At 45.6% G+C, this 15,885-nt stretch carries 17 protein-coding genes; 11 read left to right on the top strand and 6 right to left on the bottom strand.

Going from position 1 to position 15,885, the window contains the following annotated elements:
* Positions 1-32 precede the first annotated feature (32 nt).
* From SNR34_RS17970 to SNR34_RS17935, 8 genes are all read left to right on the top strand, one after another.
* Positions 33-479, top strand: coding sequence for a GNAT family N-acetyltransferase (locus tag SNR34_RS17970; RefSeq protein WP_486179831.1), 447 nt, complete (start codon positions 33-35; stop codon positions 477-479).
* Positions 480-572: 93 nt separating this feature from the next.
* Positions 573-1,121 (top strand): GNAT family N-acetyltransferase, encoded by a 549-nt coding sequence (locus SNR34_RS17965; RefSeq protein ID WP_486179830.1) that lies wholly within the window; start codon positions 573-575, stop codon positions 1,119-1,121.
* A gap of 82 nt (positions 1,122-1,203) precedes the next feature.
* The gene (locus tag SNR34_RS17960; RefSeq protein ID WP_486179829.1) at positions 1,204-1,716 is read left to right on the top strand and encodes a ClbS/DfsB family four-helix bundle protein; all 513 of its coding nucleotides are present in this window, start codon (positions 1,204-1,206) and stop codon (positions 1,714-1,716) included.
* A 197-nt stretch (positions 1,717-1,913) separates the two neighbouring features.
* Positions 1,914-3,188 carry a diguanylate cyclase domain-containing protein gene (locus tag SNR34_RS17955; protein WP_486179828.1) on the top strand — a complete coding sequence of 425 codons (1,275 nt, stop codon included), beginning with the start codon at positions 1,914-1,916 and terminating at the stop codon, positions 3,186-3,188.
* Positions 3,189-3,444: 256 nt separating this feature from the next.
* Positions 3,445-4,242, top strand: a complete 798-nt coding sequence (locus SNR34_RS17950) for an undecaprenyl-diphosphate phosphatase (RefSeq protein WP_486179827.1) — start codon at positions 3,445-3,447, stop codon at positions 4,240-4,242.
* Positions 4,243-4,388: 146 nt separating this feature from the next.
* Positions 4,389-4,670 (top strand): ArsR/SmtB family transcription factor, encoded by a 282-nt coding sequence (locus tag SNR34_RS17945; RefSeq protein ID WP_339272608.1) that lies wholly within the window; start codon positions 4,389-4,391, stop codon positions 4,668-4,670.
* Positions 4,671-4,753: 83 nt separating this feature from the next.
* Complete coding sequence (locus tag SNR34_RS17940) at positions 4,754-5,782, top strand: Atu2307/SP_0267 family LLM class monooxygenase (RefSeq protein WP_486179826.1); 1,029 nt, start codon at positions 4,754-4,756, stop codon at positions 5,780-5,782.
* 91 nt (positions 5,783-5,873) lie between these two features.
* Complete coding sequence (locus SNR34_RS17935) at positions 5,874-7,040, top strand: MFS transporter (protein WP_486179825.1); 1,167 nt, start codon at positions 5,874-5,876, stop codon at positions 7,038-7,040.
* Positions 7,041-7,166: 126 nt separating this feature from the next.
* Here SNR34_RS17935 and SNR34_RS17930 read toward each other — a convergent pair whose 3' ends face one another.
* On the bottom strand, positions 7,167-8,057 hold the full coding sequence (locus SNR34_RS17930) for a LysR family transcriptional regulator (protein ID WP_486179824.1): 891 nt from the start codon (positions 8,055-8,057) through the stop codon (positions 7,167-7,169).
* A 142-nt stretch (positions 8,058-8,199) separates the two neighbouring features.
* Here SNR34_RS17930 and SNR34_RS17925 point away from each other — a divergent pair, with 142 nt between their 5' ends.
* The gene (locus SNR34_RS17925; RefSeq protein WP_486179823.1) at positions 8,200-9,219 is read left to right on the top strand and encodes an alpha/beta fold hydrolase; all 1,020 of its coding nucleotides are present in this window, start codon (positions 8,200-8,202) and stop codon (positions 9,217-9,219) included.
* 178 nt (positions 9,220-9,397) lie between these two features.
* Here SNR34_RS17925 and arfA read toward each other — a convergent pair whose 3' ends face one another.
* Positions 9,398-10,891, bottom strand: coding sequence for an arabinosylfuranosidase ArfA (gene arfA, locus SNR34_RS17920; RefSeq protein ID WP_438286793.1), 1,494 nt, complete (start codon positions 10,889-10,891; stop codon positions 9,398-9,400).
* A gap of 170 nt (positions 10,892-11,061) precedes the next feature.
* Here arfA and SNR34_RS17915 point away from each other — a divergent pair, with 170 nt between their 5' ends.
* Positions 11,062-11,979 carry an ArsR/SmtB family transcription factor gene (locus SNR34_RS17915; protein ID WP_486179822.1) on the top strand — a complete coding sequence of 306 codons (918 nt, stop codon included), beginning with the start codon at positions 11,062-11,064 and terminating at the stop codon, positions 11,977-11,979.
* A 100-nt stretch (positions 11,980-12,079) separates the two neighbouring features.
* The gene (locus SNR34_RS17910; RefSeq protein WP_486179821.1) at positions 12,080-12,700 is read left to right on the top strand and encodes a hypothetical protein; all 621 of its coding nucleotides are present in this window, start codon (positions 12,080-12,082) and stop codon (positions 12,698-12,700) included.
* 77 nt (positions 12,701-12,777) lie between these two features.
* On the opposite strand, the gene SNR34_RS17905 is transcribed toward SNR34_RS17910, so the two are convergent.
* From SNR34_RS17905 to SNR34_RS17890, 4 genes are read right to left on the bottom strand one after another with little or no spacing between them, the layout of a single operon-like run.
* Entirely contained in the window at positions 12,778-12,954 is a 177-nt protein-coding gene (locus SNR34_RS17905; protein WP_486179820.1) for a hypothetical protein, read from the bottom strand.
* Between the two features lie 29 nt (positions 12,955-12,983).
* Positions 12,984-14,045 carry an ABC transporter permease gene (locus SNR34_RS17900; protein WP_486179819.1) on the bottom strand — a complete coding sequence of 354 codons (1,062 nt, stop codon included), beginning with the start codon at positions 14,043-14,045 and terminating at the stop codon, positions 12,984-12,986.
* A 32-nt stretch (positions 14,046-14,077) separates the two neighbouring features.
* Positions 14,078-14,902 carry an ABC transporter permease gene (locus SNR34_RS17895; RefSeq protein ID WP_343260261.1) on the bottom strand — a complete coding sequence of 275 codons (825 nt, stop codon included), beginning with the start codon at positions 14,900-14,902 and terminating at the stop codon, positions 14,078-14,080.
* Between the two features lie 12 nt (positions 14,903-14,914).
* Positions 14,915-15,847: an ABC transporter ATP-binding protein gene (locus SNR34_RS17890; protein WP_236412480.1), complete on the bottom strand. Its 933-nt coding sequence runs from the start codon at positions 15,845-15,847 to the stop codon at positions 14,915-14,917.
* Between the last annotated feature and the right edge of the window lie 38 nt (positions 15,848-15,885).

The following is a 15,885-nucleotide window of genomic DNA, read 5'->3' as shown; positions in this document are numbered from 1 at the left end:
CTGAAAATCTATACATTGAAAGGCGGTATGTAATGAACAAATTAGAAATTAAAGTATCTAAGTATCATCCCAAGTATGCTGAACCTACAGTGAAAATGTGGAGAGACAGTAAGGAACGGGCCATTGGTCAGGCTGAAATCCATAGTTTCGACAGCCATCTTTATTTCTTAAAACATATATTAGCTGAACAGTATCAAATCGATTTAGCGTTAATGGATGGCAAAGTCGTTGGAATGATTGCCTATAATGAAAAGGAGATCAGCCAACTTTATATTCATATTGATTATCAAGGTAGGGGTATAGGGCAAACTTTGCTTAATAAAGCAAAGGAGCAAGCCAGTGGAAAATTAACCGTATATACATTTGAAGTTAATAAAAATGCCCAAAGGTTTTATGAGAAAAATGGATTTGAAATGATTGGTCGAGGACATGAGAATGAGGAGAATTTGCCTGATATTCAATATGAATGGAAACGGTAGAAACTTGTCTTGATTTTGGTAGATTACATTATTGGATTTTGCTACAATAGCTCTAACCAAATTGTGGGCGACCAAATAAGGGGCGATTAGTCTATGTACAAAGCCATCATTGATGATCAGACATACCTTTCGATTCTCCAGCAGTCACATGCACAACCATTATTTGAGTTGATTGATCGTAGCCGTGATTCTTTAAGAAATTGGCTAGAGTTTCCGGATCAAACAAAAACGGTTGATGATACTAGAGCCTTTATCCATCGTTCTTTAAGTCGATTTTCAAAGGATAATGGATACTGGTCCGGTATCTGGCATAAGGGAGAAATCGTAGGATCGATCGGCTATTTATGGATGGATTGGGATTCTAAACGAACTGAAATAGGGTATTGGTTAGGAGCCCGATTTGAAGGTAACGGCATTATGACCAAGGCCTGTAACGCCTTCATCAATCACGCTTTTAATGATTTGCGGTTAGCTAAGGTTGAGATTGGAGCTGCAACTAACAACTTCAAAAGCAGAGCGATACCAGAACGCTTGGGCTTTACTCAAGAAGGAATTATTAGAAACTATGAGCTGCTTCACAATCAATATGTTGACCGAGTTATATACGGTCTTATTAAAGAGGAGTGGCGTCCGATGAGCTAACGAACACTAGTGTTCTTCACCGGAAACTCTTTTCATTAAATAATATACACACCTCAGTTAAAGACGGATAAGGAGTGGTACCATGTACGAGTCTAAAACCCGTTTAAAGGAAGAGATTCATAAACGCTTTTTGTTATTTGATGGTGAGTTTGACGAAATTCCTGAAGAACTTAAAGATACACGTGACAAGGATGTAGATCGGACACCAAGTGAAATGATTGCTTACCAACTCGGGTGGCTAAATCTTGTGATGAGTTGGGACAAGGATGAGCGTGCTGGAAAAAAAGTCGTAACTCCTTCTCCTGATTACAAATGGAACCAGTTAGGTGCACTCTATCAATCTTTTTATAACGATTATGCTCATCTTTCGTTAACTGAGCTGCGTCAAGAATTCAAAAAAGTGGAGCTGCAATTCCAGTCCTGGATTGATACGCTTACTACCGAAGAATTATATACTCAAGGCACTTTAAAATGGACGGGAAGCAATCCGAAGTGGCCTGTCATAAGGTATATTCACATCAATTCCGTGGCACCATTCACAACATTCAGGACCAAAATAAGAAAGTGGAAAAAGAATCAGTTGCAAGGGAAATAGTCAATGTAGTGTTTAAGGATAAAAAACTTGTACCATTCAAAGTCGCGATTACAGCGGCTTTTTTTGTTTTAAGGAACCAAGTTCTTGCGAGACGCCAACTGGTAAGTTTTAGTAATACCAAACGAAGTCAAAATTTGCTACTATATCGTATAACGTTAACAAATTTCGTAATCATGGCGGAGGATTAAACAAGAAGAATGAGAGAATTTTTGAGCGAGCAGTCTATAGAGGCATTAAAATCGATCATTAATTACAATCCAGATGCCATCTTTATCGTTTCCAACGAGGGAAAAATTGTAGAAGTGAATGAAGGGGTTACTGAATGTTTAGGGTATAACAAGGAAGAAATTATGGGTGTGTCGTACAAAGATTTATTTTGTCAGCATGAGCTTGATTTGATTAAACAGTTTTTCGGTGAGGTTCTAAAGGGTGCATCCTGTCAATACGTGACCGAAGCGCAGCATAAAAACGGAGATATCGTTTACTTGCAAATAAAGCAGGTTCCATTGTTTTATGAAGGGAAGGTCAATGGCGTTTTTGGAGTGGGCAAGAACATTACGGAGCAAAAAAAGCTGCTTACGGCTCTGAAGGAAAGCGAAGAACGTTATCGATTGTTAGCGGATAATTCCCTGGATTTGATCCAGCTGATCAATCTTGACGGAATCGTGGAGTATGCGTCTCCTTCTCATAAGATGGTACTTGGGTTTGATCCAAAAGAATATATAGGCAAGTGGGTATTCTACAACCCGAATGACGAAGTGGATGAGGAGTTTCGTACTGTTTTTATGGAGATGCTGCTCTTGCAACAGCCCTTTACCTATGAAATACAACGCCAACATGAGCAGGGAGATCCCGTATGGCTGGAGTTGAAGGGAACGCCCATGTTTGATGAACACGGTAATTTTAAAAATATGATGTTGGTGGGAAGGGAAGTGACAGAGCGAAAAAAGCATCAGGAACAATTGGAGCAATTAAGTTACCGTGATGCTTTAACCGGAGCGCCAAACCGAAGGTTTCTAACGAAAATGTTAAATCAGGTTTTAAATGAAGAAACAACGGACGTGGAACAGGTGGCTGTGATGTTTGCCGATCTGGATCATTTCAAGCAGATCAATGATACATTAGGTCATGAAGCAGGGGATGAATTGCTGCGGCAATTTGTAAAGCGAGCAGGGGCTTGCCTTCGTAAACATGAGGTTTTAACGAGAATGGGCGGTGACGAATTCGTCTTTGTCCTTCCTCGCACCACGTTCTCGGATACCCGTGTTTTGGCCGAAAATATTTTAGAACAATTGCAGCTTCCTTGGAATATCGGAGGGCAGGAACTTCGTACGACTTCCAGCATAGGCATCGCATTTTGCGAAAAAGGGGATACCGTCAAAGAGCTTCTTCAAAAAGCAGATGCCGCACTCTATCTGGCTAAGGCAGAAGGAAAAAATACATATCGTATATTCTCCTTTGTTCATTCGTAAAATATCGGTGTAACAAAAAACAATATGAAATTGCGACCGTTTCCCGGCACTTTACCGGAGAACGGTCGTTTCGTTTTTTCTTCGAATCGAACATCGTTATCCGTTTTGCCATATTCGAAAGAGATTCACATCCTATGTGACAATAATGTCACGCTGAATCGAATATTGTTACGTTAATCGATGGGAGAGAACAAACAAAACCCCTTATACTTAAAATTGTTAAACAAGTTTATTTTCCTAAGGAGGATATTTACGGATGACGGATGTAATTAAAGCAATAATACTCGGTATCATAGAAGGCTTAACCGAGTTTTTACCAGTATCGTCTACTGGACATCTTATTTTGGCAGGTGATTTGCTTAACTTTGAGGGAGACGCGTCAACAACCTTTAAAATAGTTATACAGTTGGGCGCAGTAATGGCAGTTCTCATTCTTTACTGGAAAAGATATATGGAAATTGGGACAAATTTAATCAAGATGGATTTTTCAAAAGGACTAAACGTGATCCATATGATTTTGGCTATGTTACCAGCGTTAATTGTATATCTTCTCTTCAAGGATACGATCAAAAGCCAATTATTCGGTCCAACTCCTGTCTTGATTGGTTTGGTTGCAGGTGGTTTGTTGTTGATTATCGCAGCACGGAGCAGAAGAAAAGAAACCGCTGATACGATGGATAACATTAATTATAAACAAGCTTTCGGTATTGGCCTGTTCCAATGTTTGGCTTTGTGGCCAGGGTTTTCGAGATCAGGATCGACAATTTCAGGCGGCCTTTTGCTGGGGACCAGCCAAAAAGCAGCCGCGGATTTTACCTTCCTTATTTCAGTACCAGTCATGTTTGGTGCAACCTTGTTGGATTTATACGATAGTCGCGATTTACTTCGCTCAGACGATATATATCTGATGTTAATTGGCTTTATAACTTCCTTCCTTATAGCCATGATTGCGGTTGTGACGTTTATTAAACTCATCAAACGACTGAGACTGGAGTGGTTTGCTCTATACCGTTTCATCCTGGCAGCTCTCTTTTATTCCATCGTCATGCAGTAACAGCTCGATCCGCACCGGTTCCACTTTCGTTAACTCAAGCACTGGTGGCAAGCCATAGTCCCCTTTACATTTAAACAATAAGGTGTTATCATCAGTTCTACACTTATAGAAATGTAGAGTTGTGCTTGAAAAGGAGGTCATTAACCATGACTGAAAACGAAAAAGAAATGGGCCAGGCGGTCAAAATATACAAGGCGTTAGGTGAACCCACACGTTTAAAAATTGCATTGCTGCTGGTGAAAGAGAGCAATCAATGCTTTACAGCTATTGGAGAGAAACTGGAAACCGTAGCTAGCTCGACGTTGTCACATCACCTGAAGCAATTAACTGACTCGGGCTTAATTCATTCGTCTAAAAGTGGATCGTATATTCATTATTGTGTTGATCGGGAAATGGCAGAGAAATTTGCGCCTTATTTGCTGGCGTAAATTTTTTTGAGTAACAGTTCTACATTTCTAGAAGTGAAGAAATGATAAAGGAGCAAATGATGATGGAAAAAAGGTCAAAGAACATGGAATTGGGCATGACTACCTTTCTACATACCAATCCAGAGCATGGTGGTGTATCGCCGGCAGAGAGGCTGCGGCAAGCGATCGAGGAAATTCAATTGGCTGATCAGGTTGGGCTGGACGTGTATGCTATTGGCGAACATCATCGGATTGACTACACAAGCTCATCACCAGCTATCATTCTAGCGACCGCAGCATCCACAACGAAGCGGATTCGGCTATCCAGCGCTGTAACGGTGCTCTCTTCGGATGATCCTGTCCGGGTATATCAGGATTTCGCAACACTGGACGTTCTAACGAAAGGGCGGGCTGAGATCATGGCCGGACGTGGCTCTTTTGTTGAGTCGTTTCCACTGTTCGGGTATAACTTGAACGACTACGAAGAGTTGTACGAAGAGAAACTTGAACTTTTATTAAAAATACGCGCTAATGAAAAGGTGACGTGGGGTGGCGGACATCGTCCGGCTATTCATGATATGGGCGTATATCCCCGTGCACAACAAGACCCATTGCCGGTATGGATCGCCACTGGCGGTAACCCGGAGTCAGCCGTTCGAGCCGGTAAACTGGGACTTCCCGTAATCTTCTCCATTATCGGTGGAATGCCGGAACGTTTTGCACCATTGGTGGAGCTATATAAGGAAGCTGCTAAGAAAGCCGGACACGATCCCGGTAAGCTGCAAATTGCAACGCATTCCCATGGTTTTATTGCGGAATCCTTTGAATCAGCCGCTGAACAGTACTTTCCCGTTATGGCCGAGCAGATGAATAAGATTGGACGGGAACGAGGGTGGGCACCTTATACTCACGACACATTCAAAGAAGCTTGCAACCTTCGTGGTGCTCTATATGTTGGTGATCCAGAATATGTGGCGGAGAAGATCCTGCTTGCGCAAGAGAAATTAAGTTTGACCCGTTTTCTGATGTATGTTGATTTCAGCTCACTGTCTCATTTGGAATTGCTGCGGACGATCGAGCTTTTCGGTACTAAAGTTGCCCCTATTGTTCGTAAGGAGCTCGCCAGAAAATAAGAAGACAGGATGTGAGCTAATCAGATGCAGCTCAATATTAAACAGGAGTTCTATAATTCTGGAACTATAGAAATGAATGTGAGGGAATAACATGGGAAATCCTTGGAAAATTTATATTCTGGCCATTGTCAGTTTTTTGGTAGGGACATCTGAATTTGTAATCGCGGGTATACTGGATAGAATAGCAAGTGATACCGGAGTGACGCTGGCAGCCGCTGGACAACTCATCACCGTTTACTCACTTGCTTACGCAATCGGCACCCCGATTTTGATTGCAATCACTGCAAAAATGGATCGAAGAAAGCTTATGCTGGCTGCTTTGACGCTATTTTTCATAGGCAATCTAGTCACGATTTTAACGACTGGCTTCTCCATGCTGCTGGCAGCTAGAATCATACTGGCGGTTGGCACGGGTGTATTTATGGTGGTTGCCTTGACCGTCGCCGCCAACATTGCTCAACAAGGCAAGCAAGGAAGTGCAATTGCTACCGTTCTTTTAGGCTTTAACCTTGCGCTTATTCTCGGTGTTCCTTTAGGAAGAGTGATTGCTGGTTCCTATGATTGGAAAATCATTTTCACGGGGATCGGCATACTCAGCTTGATTGCAATGTTTGTACTTGGGTTGACTATTCCTAAGTCTAAGGGAGAGACTCCTGTGCCAATACGGGAGCAGCTATCCTTGCTTAAAACGCCTCAAATTTCTATAGCTCTATCCATAGGATTTTTCTGGATACTTGGTTATACCATCATTTACACATATATTTCGCCATTCCTGTTGAACATTACTGGAATGAGCGACCGCATGGTCAGTATGGGGCTGTTTGCATTCGGTATAGCCAGTCTGCTAGGTTCCCAGGTCGGCGGCTATGGTGCGGATAAATGGGGGATTCCCCGTACATTGATTGGAGGCCTGCTTTTCCATTCCGGGATCTTGCTTTTAATGACAGGACTCGCCCAAACTTCCGTATTCATCATGCTGCCCTTACTTATGTTGTGGTCCTTTTTTGCCTGGTCAACAGGCCCCGTCCAACAGGTATATCTAATTGGTATGGCTCCAAAAGCCTCGGGGATTGTCCTGAGCTTAAACACTTCAATCATTCAATTGGGTATGGCCGGTGGGGCTATAATTGGGGGAATGGTCGTGGAAAACATATCCCTTCAATCCGTTGGTTTATTTGGAGCGATCGGTGTTGCGCTTGGGATCGTTCCGGCGGTGTTATCTTTTTCCATGAAGAGCAAATCTAATATCGGCGGATAAGAACAGTCACGGGCAGAGATTCAATTCCGGGAAGCGCTCTTTATTGAGCAAAAACAAAAGAGTCGATCAATGCGATCGGCTCTTTTTGTTCAACTAAAGTGTTGTTTTAGTAATCTAACGTCGTTGTTATTCTTTTGCAAGAAGTTCCCTTGATGCTTCTATGAAAGATTCCATGATAGGTGAAAGCCACTTGTCTTTATGCCACAACATCTGTGTATACACGTGCAAGTCCGGAATTTGCCATGGAAGGGCCACAAGATCTCCGCGTTCAACTTCGACTTCCACTACGATTTCAGGAAGAAAAGCAATGCCGATTCCCGAAATTGCACATTGTTTAATCGCTTCGGCGCTTTGAAACTCTAAATACGTAATGCTGTCCATGCCCTCTTTTTCAAATGACCGATCAAACATGGTGCGATAAGGACAACCCTTTTCATTCGTCAGGAACACTTCATTATGGAAATCTTCCAGTCGTAAATCCGTTTGTTTGGCAAGTGGATGGTCGGGTGCAGCGAACAAGCGGAAATTTTCTTCCAGTAACGGCTCCACGACAAGCGCGCTCGAGCGAATGGGTTCGTCCAACATATAGACGACATCCGAGGTTCCCTCCAAAAGGGTTTGCTTGAGCTCTTGATTTGGAACGGAGCGGAAAATCAGACGAACTCCGGAATGCCGGGAACGAAACCGTTGAAAGACGGCTGGAAGGCGATAGGCGCAAATGACCTCATTGGCACTTATCGTTAGAGTGCCACTTAGATTTTCGTTGTCATGAACGACGCTGCGGGCTTCGTCCAATTTGTCAAGAACGCCTTGGATATGCGTTAAAAAGCGTTTGCCCGCCGTGGTGAGAGCAAGCTGTTTGCCCAAACGATCAAAGAGACGAATGCCAAGCTCCTCCTCCAAAGCTTTAATTTGCATTGTCACATTGGAGGGGACGTAGTTCAGAACTTCCGCAGCCCGAGTGAAATTCAATGTTACAGCAACGGTGCGGAACGTGATCAATTGACGCAGCTCCATCATACATCCCCTTTACTTTCAATTTAATTGAATACTATCTTGAATTCTATTCACTTTTACTGAGAGTATCACAGCTCTATACTATGTACAAGAAATTACACATTGAACGTGTGGTTTCTATTTTGAAGGGAGCGAACATACGATGGATTATGAGATTTTTAATTTGGGTGATGTAACCTTGCAATCGGGAGTGACGTTGCCAAGCGCTTTTCTTGCTTATAAGACTTATGGACAATTAAATAAACAGAAGGACAATGTCATCGTTTATCCGACTGCTTTTGGCGACCAGCATGTTCAGAATGAATGGCTGATTGGCAGCGGGATGGCCCTGGATCCGGAAAAATATTTTATTATCGTTCCAAATCTGCTGGGCAACGGTTTATCCTCGTCTCCCAGTAATACGCCTCCACCATTCGACCGGGCTCATTTTCCGCAGGTAACCATCTACGACAACGTTAAATTTCAGCATCGGCTGGTGACCGAAACATTCGGTATTCAGAAGATTGCTCTCGTCGTTGGGTGGTCCATGGGAGGCATTCAGGCATTTCAATGGGGTGCAAGTTATCCGGAGATGGTGGAACGAATTGCACCTTTCGCGGGTGTCTCCAAGTCTTGGCCCCATACCTTTGTTGTCTTGGACGGTATGAAAGCTGCGCTCATGGCTGCAGCCCGTTTCGATTCAAGTAAGCTTAACCAGCTGACTTCTGCAGACATGCGTGCCGTTGGCCGGGTCTATGGGGGATGGGGGGTGTCGCATGCTTTTTATAGGGAGAAGCTTTATAGAGAGCTGGGGTTTGAATCCTTGGAAGATTTTATATCCGGCGTCTGGGAAGATAGCTTTATGAATATGGATCCTCATAATGTTCTGGCCATGTTATGGACGGGTCAGCATGCAGATATTAGTGCAAACCCCACGTATAATGGAGATTTCGATAAAGCGCTCAGAAGCATTAAAGCTCTTGCCTGCATCATGCCGGGAAGCACGGATCTCTTCTGTACAGCAGAAGATAATGAATACGAGGCTAAGCTTATGCCTAATGCTGTCTATAACCCAATCCCGTCGGTCTGGGGCCATTTTGCCGGTCGCGGAATCAACAGGATTGATAATCAATTTATTGATGACAACCTGAAACACTTGTTGGCACGTAGCACAAATGAATAGATCGTTTATTTGCTTGGGGCGATATTGCCGAATCTCCTGAATGCTAAGGGGTGTTCTGTATCCAAGTCGAAAAGACCTCCAACCCTGTAATTCAGGGCGGAGGTCTTTATGGTTTTGCAAATGTTACGTTTAGGTTCAGCTTATCGGGATAATGGTTCTTGGTGACGATCAAGCCAATTTAAACTTGCTTGGTTTGCAGACGGATGACGTTCCATGATGCTTTGTTCAGGACGGATTGCAATTGGCCGTTGTCTACCTTTGTATGTCCGCCGGAGTGAGGGACGACGTTGTGCGGGTTCGATTTGGTGTTGACGGCTTTCAGATCATCGTTCTCCAAAACGATATGCTCAATGAACGTCGTTTCTCCGAAGGAACGAAGGTCAACGTCGAGCTCCATCTTTTCGTCAAGATGCCTGTTTACTGCAAAGATCGTGATGATTCCTTGCTCCTCGTCGTACACGCTGATCGATTCGAGATAGGGCACATCGGTAAAATCCTTGGAATCATATTTCGGCGAAGAGACGATGGATTGCAGAACGGTGCCGCGTCCGAAATTGGATGCATGCATGAACGGATAATACGTGGTTTGAAACCAGATGGCTCCGTTGTTTTCAGTCATGATCGGCGCAATAACGTTGATCAGTTGGGCAATGCAGGCCATCTTCACACGATCCGCATGCTTGAGAAGCGTAATCAGGTAACATCCCACCGCCAGCGCATCCTCATGCGTATACACGTCCTCAAATTCCGGCGGCGCGATCTGCCAACGTTCCTCGGCCCGGCTCGTTCCGATGGAATTCCAAACGTTCCACTCGTCAAGCGACAGCATAAGCTTCTTTTTGCTGCGTTTCTTGGCCTGAACAAAATCGCAGATGGATGCTACGCTGTCTATGAATTGGTCGAGATCCAGCGATGTCGCCAGGAAATCGTAAGTGTTGTTTTTGTTGTTATTGTAGTAGGCATGCAAAGACAGATAATCGACATTCTCGTAGGACAGGTCAAGCACGGTAGCTTCCCATTCCGCGAATGTGCTCATGCCCCGGCTGGAGCTGCCGCACGCCACGAGTTCTATGCTCGGGTCGACCCATTTCATCGCTTTTGCCGTTTCGTTGGCGATTCGGCCGTATTCGGCAGCCGTCATAGCTCCGATCTGCCATGGGCCGTCCATTTCATTGCCAAGGCACCAGGTTTTGAACTTATGAGGCTCCCTGTAGCCGTGAGAAATGCGCAGGTCGCTCCAATAGGTGCCTGAAGTATGATTGCAGTATTCGACAAGATTTCTTGCCGCATCAATGCCTCTCGTGCCGAGATTGACCGCCATCATGACTTCCGTTCCGACGAGCTTGGCCCAATCCGCGAATTCGTTCGTCCCTACCGCATTGGTTTCGATAGTCCACCATGCAAGCTCAAGTCTGCGTTTCCGCTCTTCTACCGGACCTACACCGTCTTCCCAGTTATACCCAGATACGAAGTTGCCGCCGGGATAACGGATAATCGGCACGTTCAGCGCTTTGATCGCCTCGATGGCATCCTTGCGGAACCCGCGTTCGTCGGCCGTAGGGTGCCCCGGATCATAAATACCGCCGTAAACGGCTCGCCCCAGATGTTCGATAAAAGACCCGTATATACGGGGGTCGACCGAAGCGATCTGAAAGTCTTTGTCGATGAGCATTTTGGATTTGAGCAAAAGGAAAACCTCCATATCTTTATCTTTGAATTAGCTAAATAGCGAAATCAAAAGGTTGATTTGATAATTAATGTGTATCATAATGTAGATATAAGGGGCAAGCTTATTTTTATGAGTTCGCTAAATAGCGAATTCTAGACAAAGGGGACTAAACGATGCAGTTAAGTACGGACGCGTCTTCTCTTGCGGTCTACGAGGCGTTGGCAAGCGAAGCGCGCTTGAATATCATTCGTTTGCTGCTGCTGAATAAAGAAATGCATATCAATGAACTCGCAAACGAGCTTTATCTCAGCAAAGCCATTGTGAGCACTCATGTCAGCAAGCTGCAAAAGGCCGGCATTGTGGGAAGCCGGATGAAGCGAAAGAACGGGGGAACCTATAAATATTGCTATGTCACGCAAGAGTACATGCTGATCAAACTGTCTCCCGAGCAGGTGGATGCTTCTTACCACGAGGTGTCGATTCCCGTTGGACAATACACGGATTACGAAGCGTGGCCGACATGCGGCATTGCCACGACGACCCGGATGATCGGACAGTACGACACGCCGGCCTGCTTCATGGACCCGGATCGGGTTCATGCGGGCATATTATGGATGGCGCGAGGATTCGTCGAGTATAAAATCCCGAATTATTTACATAAGGATGAGATACTCCGAGAAATTGAAATTTCGCTGGAACTCGGTTCAGAGGCTCCTCAAACCAATGAAAACTGGCCTTCGGACATCCGTTTTTCGCTGAACGGGCATTATTTAGGAACCTGGACAAGCCCGGGAGATTTCGGGAACCGAAGGGGTAGGCTTACACCGCAATGGTGGCATTCCGACGTGAACCAATACGGCCTATTGAAGGTTCTACGCATCAATGACCAAGGTGCTTTCATCGACGGACAGCGCATCTCGGATGTCGGAATTCACGATTTGCAGCTAGAGGCCACGAACTGGGCCTTTCGGATTCATCCCGAAGAAGCGGTGCGGGGAAGAGGCGGGTTAACGCTGTTCGGAAAGGGCTTCGGCAATTACGATCAGGATATCGTGATCCGATATTATTACGATTTGCCGACCGATACCTAAGAAGAATGCTCCATCATGTTGCAAACGTATTTGGCTTGAGTTCTGTTCGACAAGTAAATTTGAATAGTAGACATTAATTTAAGCTTTTGGAGGAATCAAGATGAATCTCTTTCATATTCAAACGGCGGTGCACGACGTTGACCGCCGATCGTCGTTTCTTGCCGACAACTTCATCGGGATTGCATGGCCGGGAACAGGAGATTTGGAAATGCATCCACCGGCAGCATGGAAGGAACGGCTTGTTTCAAGCTATAAGCTGGAAGGGGGCGAGCTTGCGGCTTCCATGGAGACGCTGCATACATTTGCAGAAGTCATGCAAGACGGGGACCGTGTTTTGATTCACGATGGCCATTGGATCTATATTGGAGACGTGGGTGATTACTATTACGATGATTCTTGCGGAATCGGAGAAGATTTGATTTGCCATCGAAGAGGAGTGACCTGGCTGGGCAGAGTTCCCCTAGAAGAGGCAAACGATAAAGTTCGGGAGCTTTGCCACAGTTCCTCAACCCTTGCAAAATTCGGACACCCGGTATCCCAGGCCCAATTGGAGCATATGACGACCGATGCCATCGAAAAATCGAACGATGCACCTTCGGTCCATGTGGATGGAGCAACGGTACAATCTGCGCTCGATATTTTGAAGGCTGCGCTGCACAGCGACAAGGAGGACTTGCGCGTCCGTGCAGCAGCGGCCATTTTGCAATATACGAAAGCGTGACGGACGAGATGCTGTGCCAATTCATTCCTGAAGCAGACCAGCGGATTCCCCGCTGTTCTGGCTTTTCGGTAATCGATTCAGCTGGTCAATCTAGAAAAGCCGTTAATGATTAAATATATGCCTGCTACGCGCAGCGGAATGCGCGGACCTGTCCCGTCTTTCCGAAAAAGAATGTTGGCCAGAGGGCCGATATATACGTTGACAAGTATTCCTGAAATGATCTCGATCATGCCGAGCAAACCTATTAGATTCATGAACGAACAAACTCCTTTTACCTGAACGTTTAACCGTTCCGTTTTTGTTTGTGCAGTGTATAATTCATCAGCAGGAACGATAGCGCTATAGTCACAATTCCAATCCCGCTCAATCCGCCAACCACTTCGAGGGTTGATGTAAGGGAATAGCTCCCCATGCTTAGGTCCTTCAACGCCCTCATGGCCCATGTACCGGGTACGCACTCGGAAATCAGCCTGAACCATTTGGGGAAGCTGTCCTCAATCGGGAAGAATGACCCTCCCAAAATCCCGGCTAAAGCCATAATGACAGACCCGGTTACGGTAAAACTTTGGTGGGAATGGATCCAGGGCACAAGCAGCATCACCAGCCCTGTAATAGCCAGCAGGTAAGAGGCCCAAATCGCCATGTCAAATCCGAAATGATCCCATACCGTCGTGTCCAGAAACCATGTGCTGGCGATCAATACAAGGAAGGCAATCGAAATGCCAACCAGGTAAGCCGCAATGACCTTGGACAGAAGGTATTTGGCAAAGCGTACCGGCACCATGAGCAGCCTGCGCTGAAGGCCGTTCTCGCGTTCATCCATCAAGGTGCGGAATCCCTGGATCACCGCAAACCACAGGAACATCAGCAGGAATCCGTCAAGCCTTGAACGAACCGATCCCTCTGACGAATTTATCGCTTTCTTGTAAGAGAGAAGGCGTTGATCCGGTTCCGCCTGATGGAGCAGGAACGCTTCAAGTTTTGCACCGATAAGTTGTCCGACGTTTTGATGAGCACTGCTCTTAGGCAGCACCAATTTAATGTGTGAAGGAACAGTTCCTTCTCCAGCGCCTGATTCAAACCCCTGCTCAATGACGATGCCCGCAGTCGTATCTTGTTCCATGATTTTCTCATGCATAATGTTTTCCGGCAGGATCAAGACATTAAAGCTGCCGTCTTCCTTAAGCATTGAGGTCAACTGGTGAGAGTAGCCGCTCTGGTCTTGGTCGGCGATATAGAGCGTAATCGGATATTCATCCCGGGCAAACGCAAATAAATACGTGAGCAGGAGAGGGGCGGCCAAAAGAGCCAACAGGGCGATCCGATTCGCAAGCATCAACTTCATTTGTTTTGTTACCATAAGCCATAACTGCATATTCATTTCACCTTCCTGCCCGCGGAGAGCAAGACCATCAATAACAACAGGCCTGCCATTCCCGCCAGTATGAGCATATCCCAGAAAAGTGCCGACCAATTCTTCCCTTGCATTACGTGTAAGAAGGCATCGATGGCTCGCCCATTGGGTGTCCATTCCTGGATTTTTTTTAATATGTACGGGAAGCTGTCTTTATTGAAAAAGCTGCCTCCCAAAAAACCAAGCCCGTACAGTACGGGGGCGGAAAAACTGGAAATGGAAGCATGATCTTTGGCCCAGAAACCACAGCTTAAGACCACCGAACCAATGCAAAGCCCGTAAAGGACCGTAATACAGAGCACCGCCGGAACATGGCCCCAGGTTACCTGAAAAAACAGACGACTGCTGATCATGACCACCACCATCTGAACAACAATGGCAAGAGTAATGCCAAGAAGCTTTCCCGCGACATAATGAATCATGGGCAAAGGCGAGGATTGAATGCGGCCCAGTGTGTGATTCAGTTTGTCCCGTACCAGACTGTGTGCGAGCTCGAAAGCCGTGAGAAAGGAAAACAGTACCGTCATGGCTACGGCCTCATATTGCATCGGGTCAACCGTTTGGTTTGTGGCGGATACCCATTCGACAGGAAAAACGATGTTTGAATCCGTGCCTACCCGTCCGGTGGAAGCTTCTTGATGAGAATGGGAAGGGAGCGAGGATTTGCCGAACAGAGTGCCCAAAATAAAAATCATGGCAATGGGCAGCAAAACAAGCTTGAAATAAAACACTTTCGATTTAGATAAAAGCCTGATATCCAGCAATAGAATGCGAATCCATGGATGCACAAAAATCCCCCCTTAATCCCTTAAAGATTTTCCCGTCATCTGCAAAAACACATGCTCCAGGTTAACTTCCTCATATTGAAAAGAGGACATCTGTACGCCCAATGTTCTCAATGCATCCAAAATGTCTATAACGCTTCCGATCGCCGTATTAATGGAAAGAATCAATCGGCTGCTTTCCAGTTCCATCTTTTGAATTCCCCCGATCCGGCTGACTGCCTCCCAATCTTCAAACCCGTTAGGCTGATAGGTGATTGTCAGGATATCCAGAGCCTCTGACTGTTGTTTAAGTTCCTGCTTCGTTCCACAGGCGATAAGCCTGCCGTGATCCATGATAGCTACACGGTCGCATAGATATTCAACTTCTTCCATGTAATGACTGGTATATATAATCGTTGTTCCCTGATCCCGGCTTAATTGTTTGACCATCTCCAAGATATGGTTGCGGGACTGTGGATCAATGCCGACGGTCGGTTCGTCCAAAATCAGCAATTGGGGTCTGTGCATCAGTGCAATGCCTATATTGATCCGGCGCTTCATCCCTCCGGAAAATTCTCCGACGCTTTGATTTCTTTTATCATGCAGTCCCATGAGCTCAAGAACTTCTTGGGCGCGGTCTCTGAGTGTCTGTCCCCTCATTCCATGCAGGGAGCCAAAAAACTCCAGATTGTCCTGGGCGCTCAACGCTTCGTACAAGGCGAGGTCCTGAGGGACGACGCCCATGATCTTTTTGACCTCGGCTAAACGTCCTTTGACGGTTTGTTGATTTACTCTTATGTCACCGCGATCCGGTTCCGAAATCGTCGAAATCATCGAAACGGTTGTGGATTTTCCCGCGCCATTGGGGCCAAGAAGTCCCATAATTTCGCCATGGTGGACATGTAGGCTTAAATTTTGAACGACTTTTCGGTTGCCGTATGCTTTAGTTACTTGAATTAGTTCTAACAATATTTTTACCTCCAGAAGGTTGACTTGGCATTGCTGCT

The organism is Paenibacillus sp. XP01 (assembly GCF_057364885.1).
The sequence above is the reverse complement of the archived record's forward strand: the minus strand, read 5'-3'. Positions and strand labels throughout refer to the sequence as shown.

Coding starts and splice junctions, on each gene's coding strand:
- SNR34_RS17960 (WP_486179829.1), top strand. CDS start 1,204: ATGTACGAGTCTAAAACCCGTTTAAAGGAAGAGATTCATAAACGCTTT.
- SNR34_RS17935 (WP_486179825.1), top strand. CDS start 5,874: ATGGGAAATCCTTGGAAAATTTATATTCTGGCCATTGTCAGTTTTTTG.
- SNR34_RS17910 (WP_486179821.1), top strand. CDS start 12,080: ATGAATCTCTTTCATATTCAAACGGCGGTGCACGACGTTGACCGCCGA.
- SNR34_RS17945 (WP_339272608.1), top strand. CDS start 4,389: ATGACTGAAAACGAAAAAGAAATGGGCCAGGCGGTCAAAATATACAAG.
- arfA (WP_438286793.1), bottom strand. CDS start 10,891: ATGCTCATCGACAAAGACTTTCAGATCGCTTCGGTCGACCCCCGTATA.
- SNR34_RS17900 (WP_486179819.1), bottom strand. CDS start 14,045: ATGAAGTTGATGCTTGCGAATCGGATCGCCCTGTTGGCTCTTTTGGCC.
- SNR34_RS17965 (WP_486179830.1), top strand. CDS start 573: ATGTACAAAGCCATCATTGATGATCAGACATACCTTTCGATTCTCCAG.
- SNR34_RS17970 (WP_486179831.1), top strand. CDS start 33: ATGAACAAATTAGAAATTAAAGTATCTAAGTATCATCCCAAGTATGCT.
- SNR34_RS17940 (WP_486179826.1), top strand. CDS start 4,754: ATGGAATTGGGCATGACTACCTTTCTACATACCAATCCAGAGCATGGT.
- SNR34_RS17905 (WP_486179820.1), bottom strand. CDS start 12,954: ATGAATCTAATAGGTTTGCTCGGCATGATCGAGATCATTTCAGGAATA.
- SNR34_RS17950 (WP_486179827.1), top strand. CDS start 3,445: ATGACGGATGTAATTAAAGCAATAATACTCGGTATCATAGAAGGCTTA.
- SNR34_RS17955 (WP_486179828.1), top strand. CDS start 1,914: ATGAGAGAATTTTTGAGCGAGCAGTCTATAGAGGCATTAAAATCGATC.
- SNR34_RS17930 (WP_486179824.1), bottom strand. CDS start 8,057: ATGGAGCTGCGTCAATTGATCACGTTCCGCACCGTTGCTGTAACATTG.
- SNR34_RS17915 (WP_486179822.1), top strand. CDS start 11,062: ATGCAGTTAAGTACGGACGCGTCTTCTCTTGCGGTCTACGAGGCGTTG.
- SNR34_RS17925 (WP_486179823.1), top strand. CDS start 8,200: ATGGATTATGAGATTTTTAATTTGGGTGATGTAACCTTGCAATCGGGA.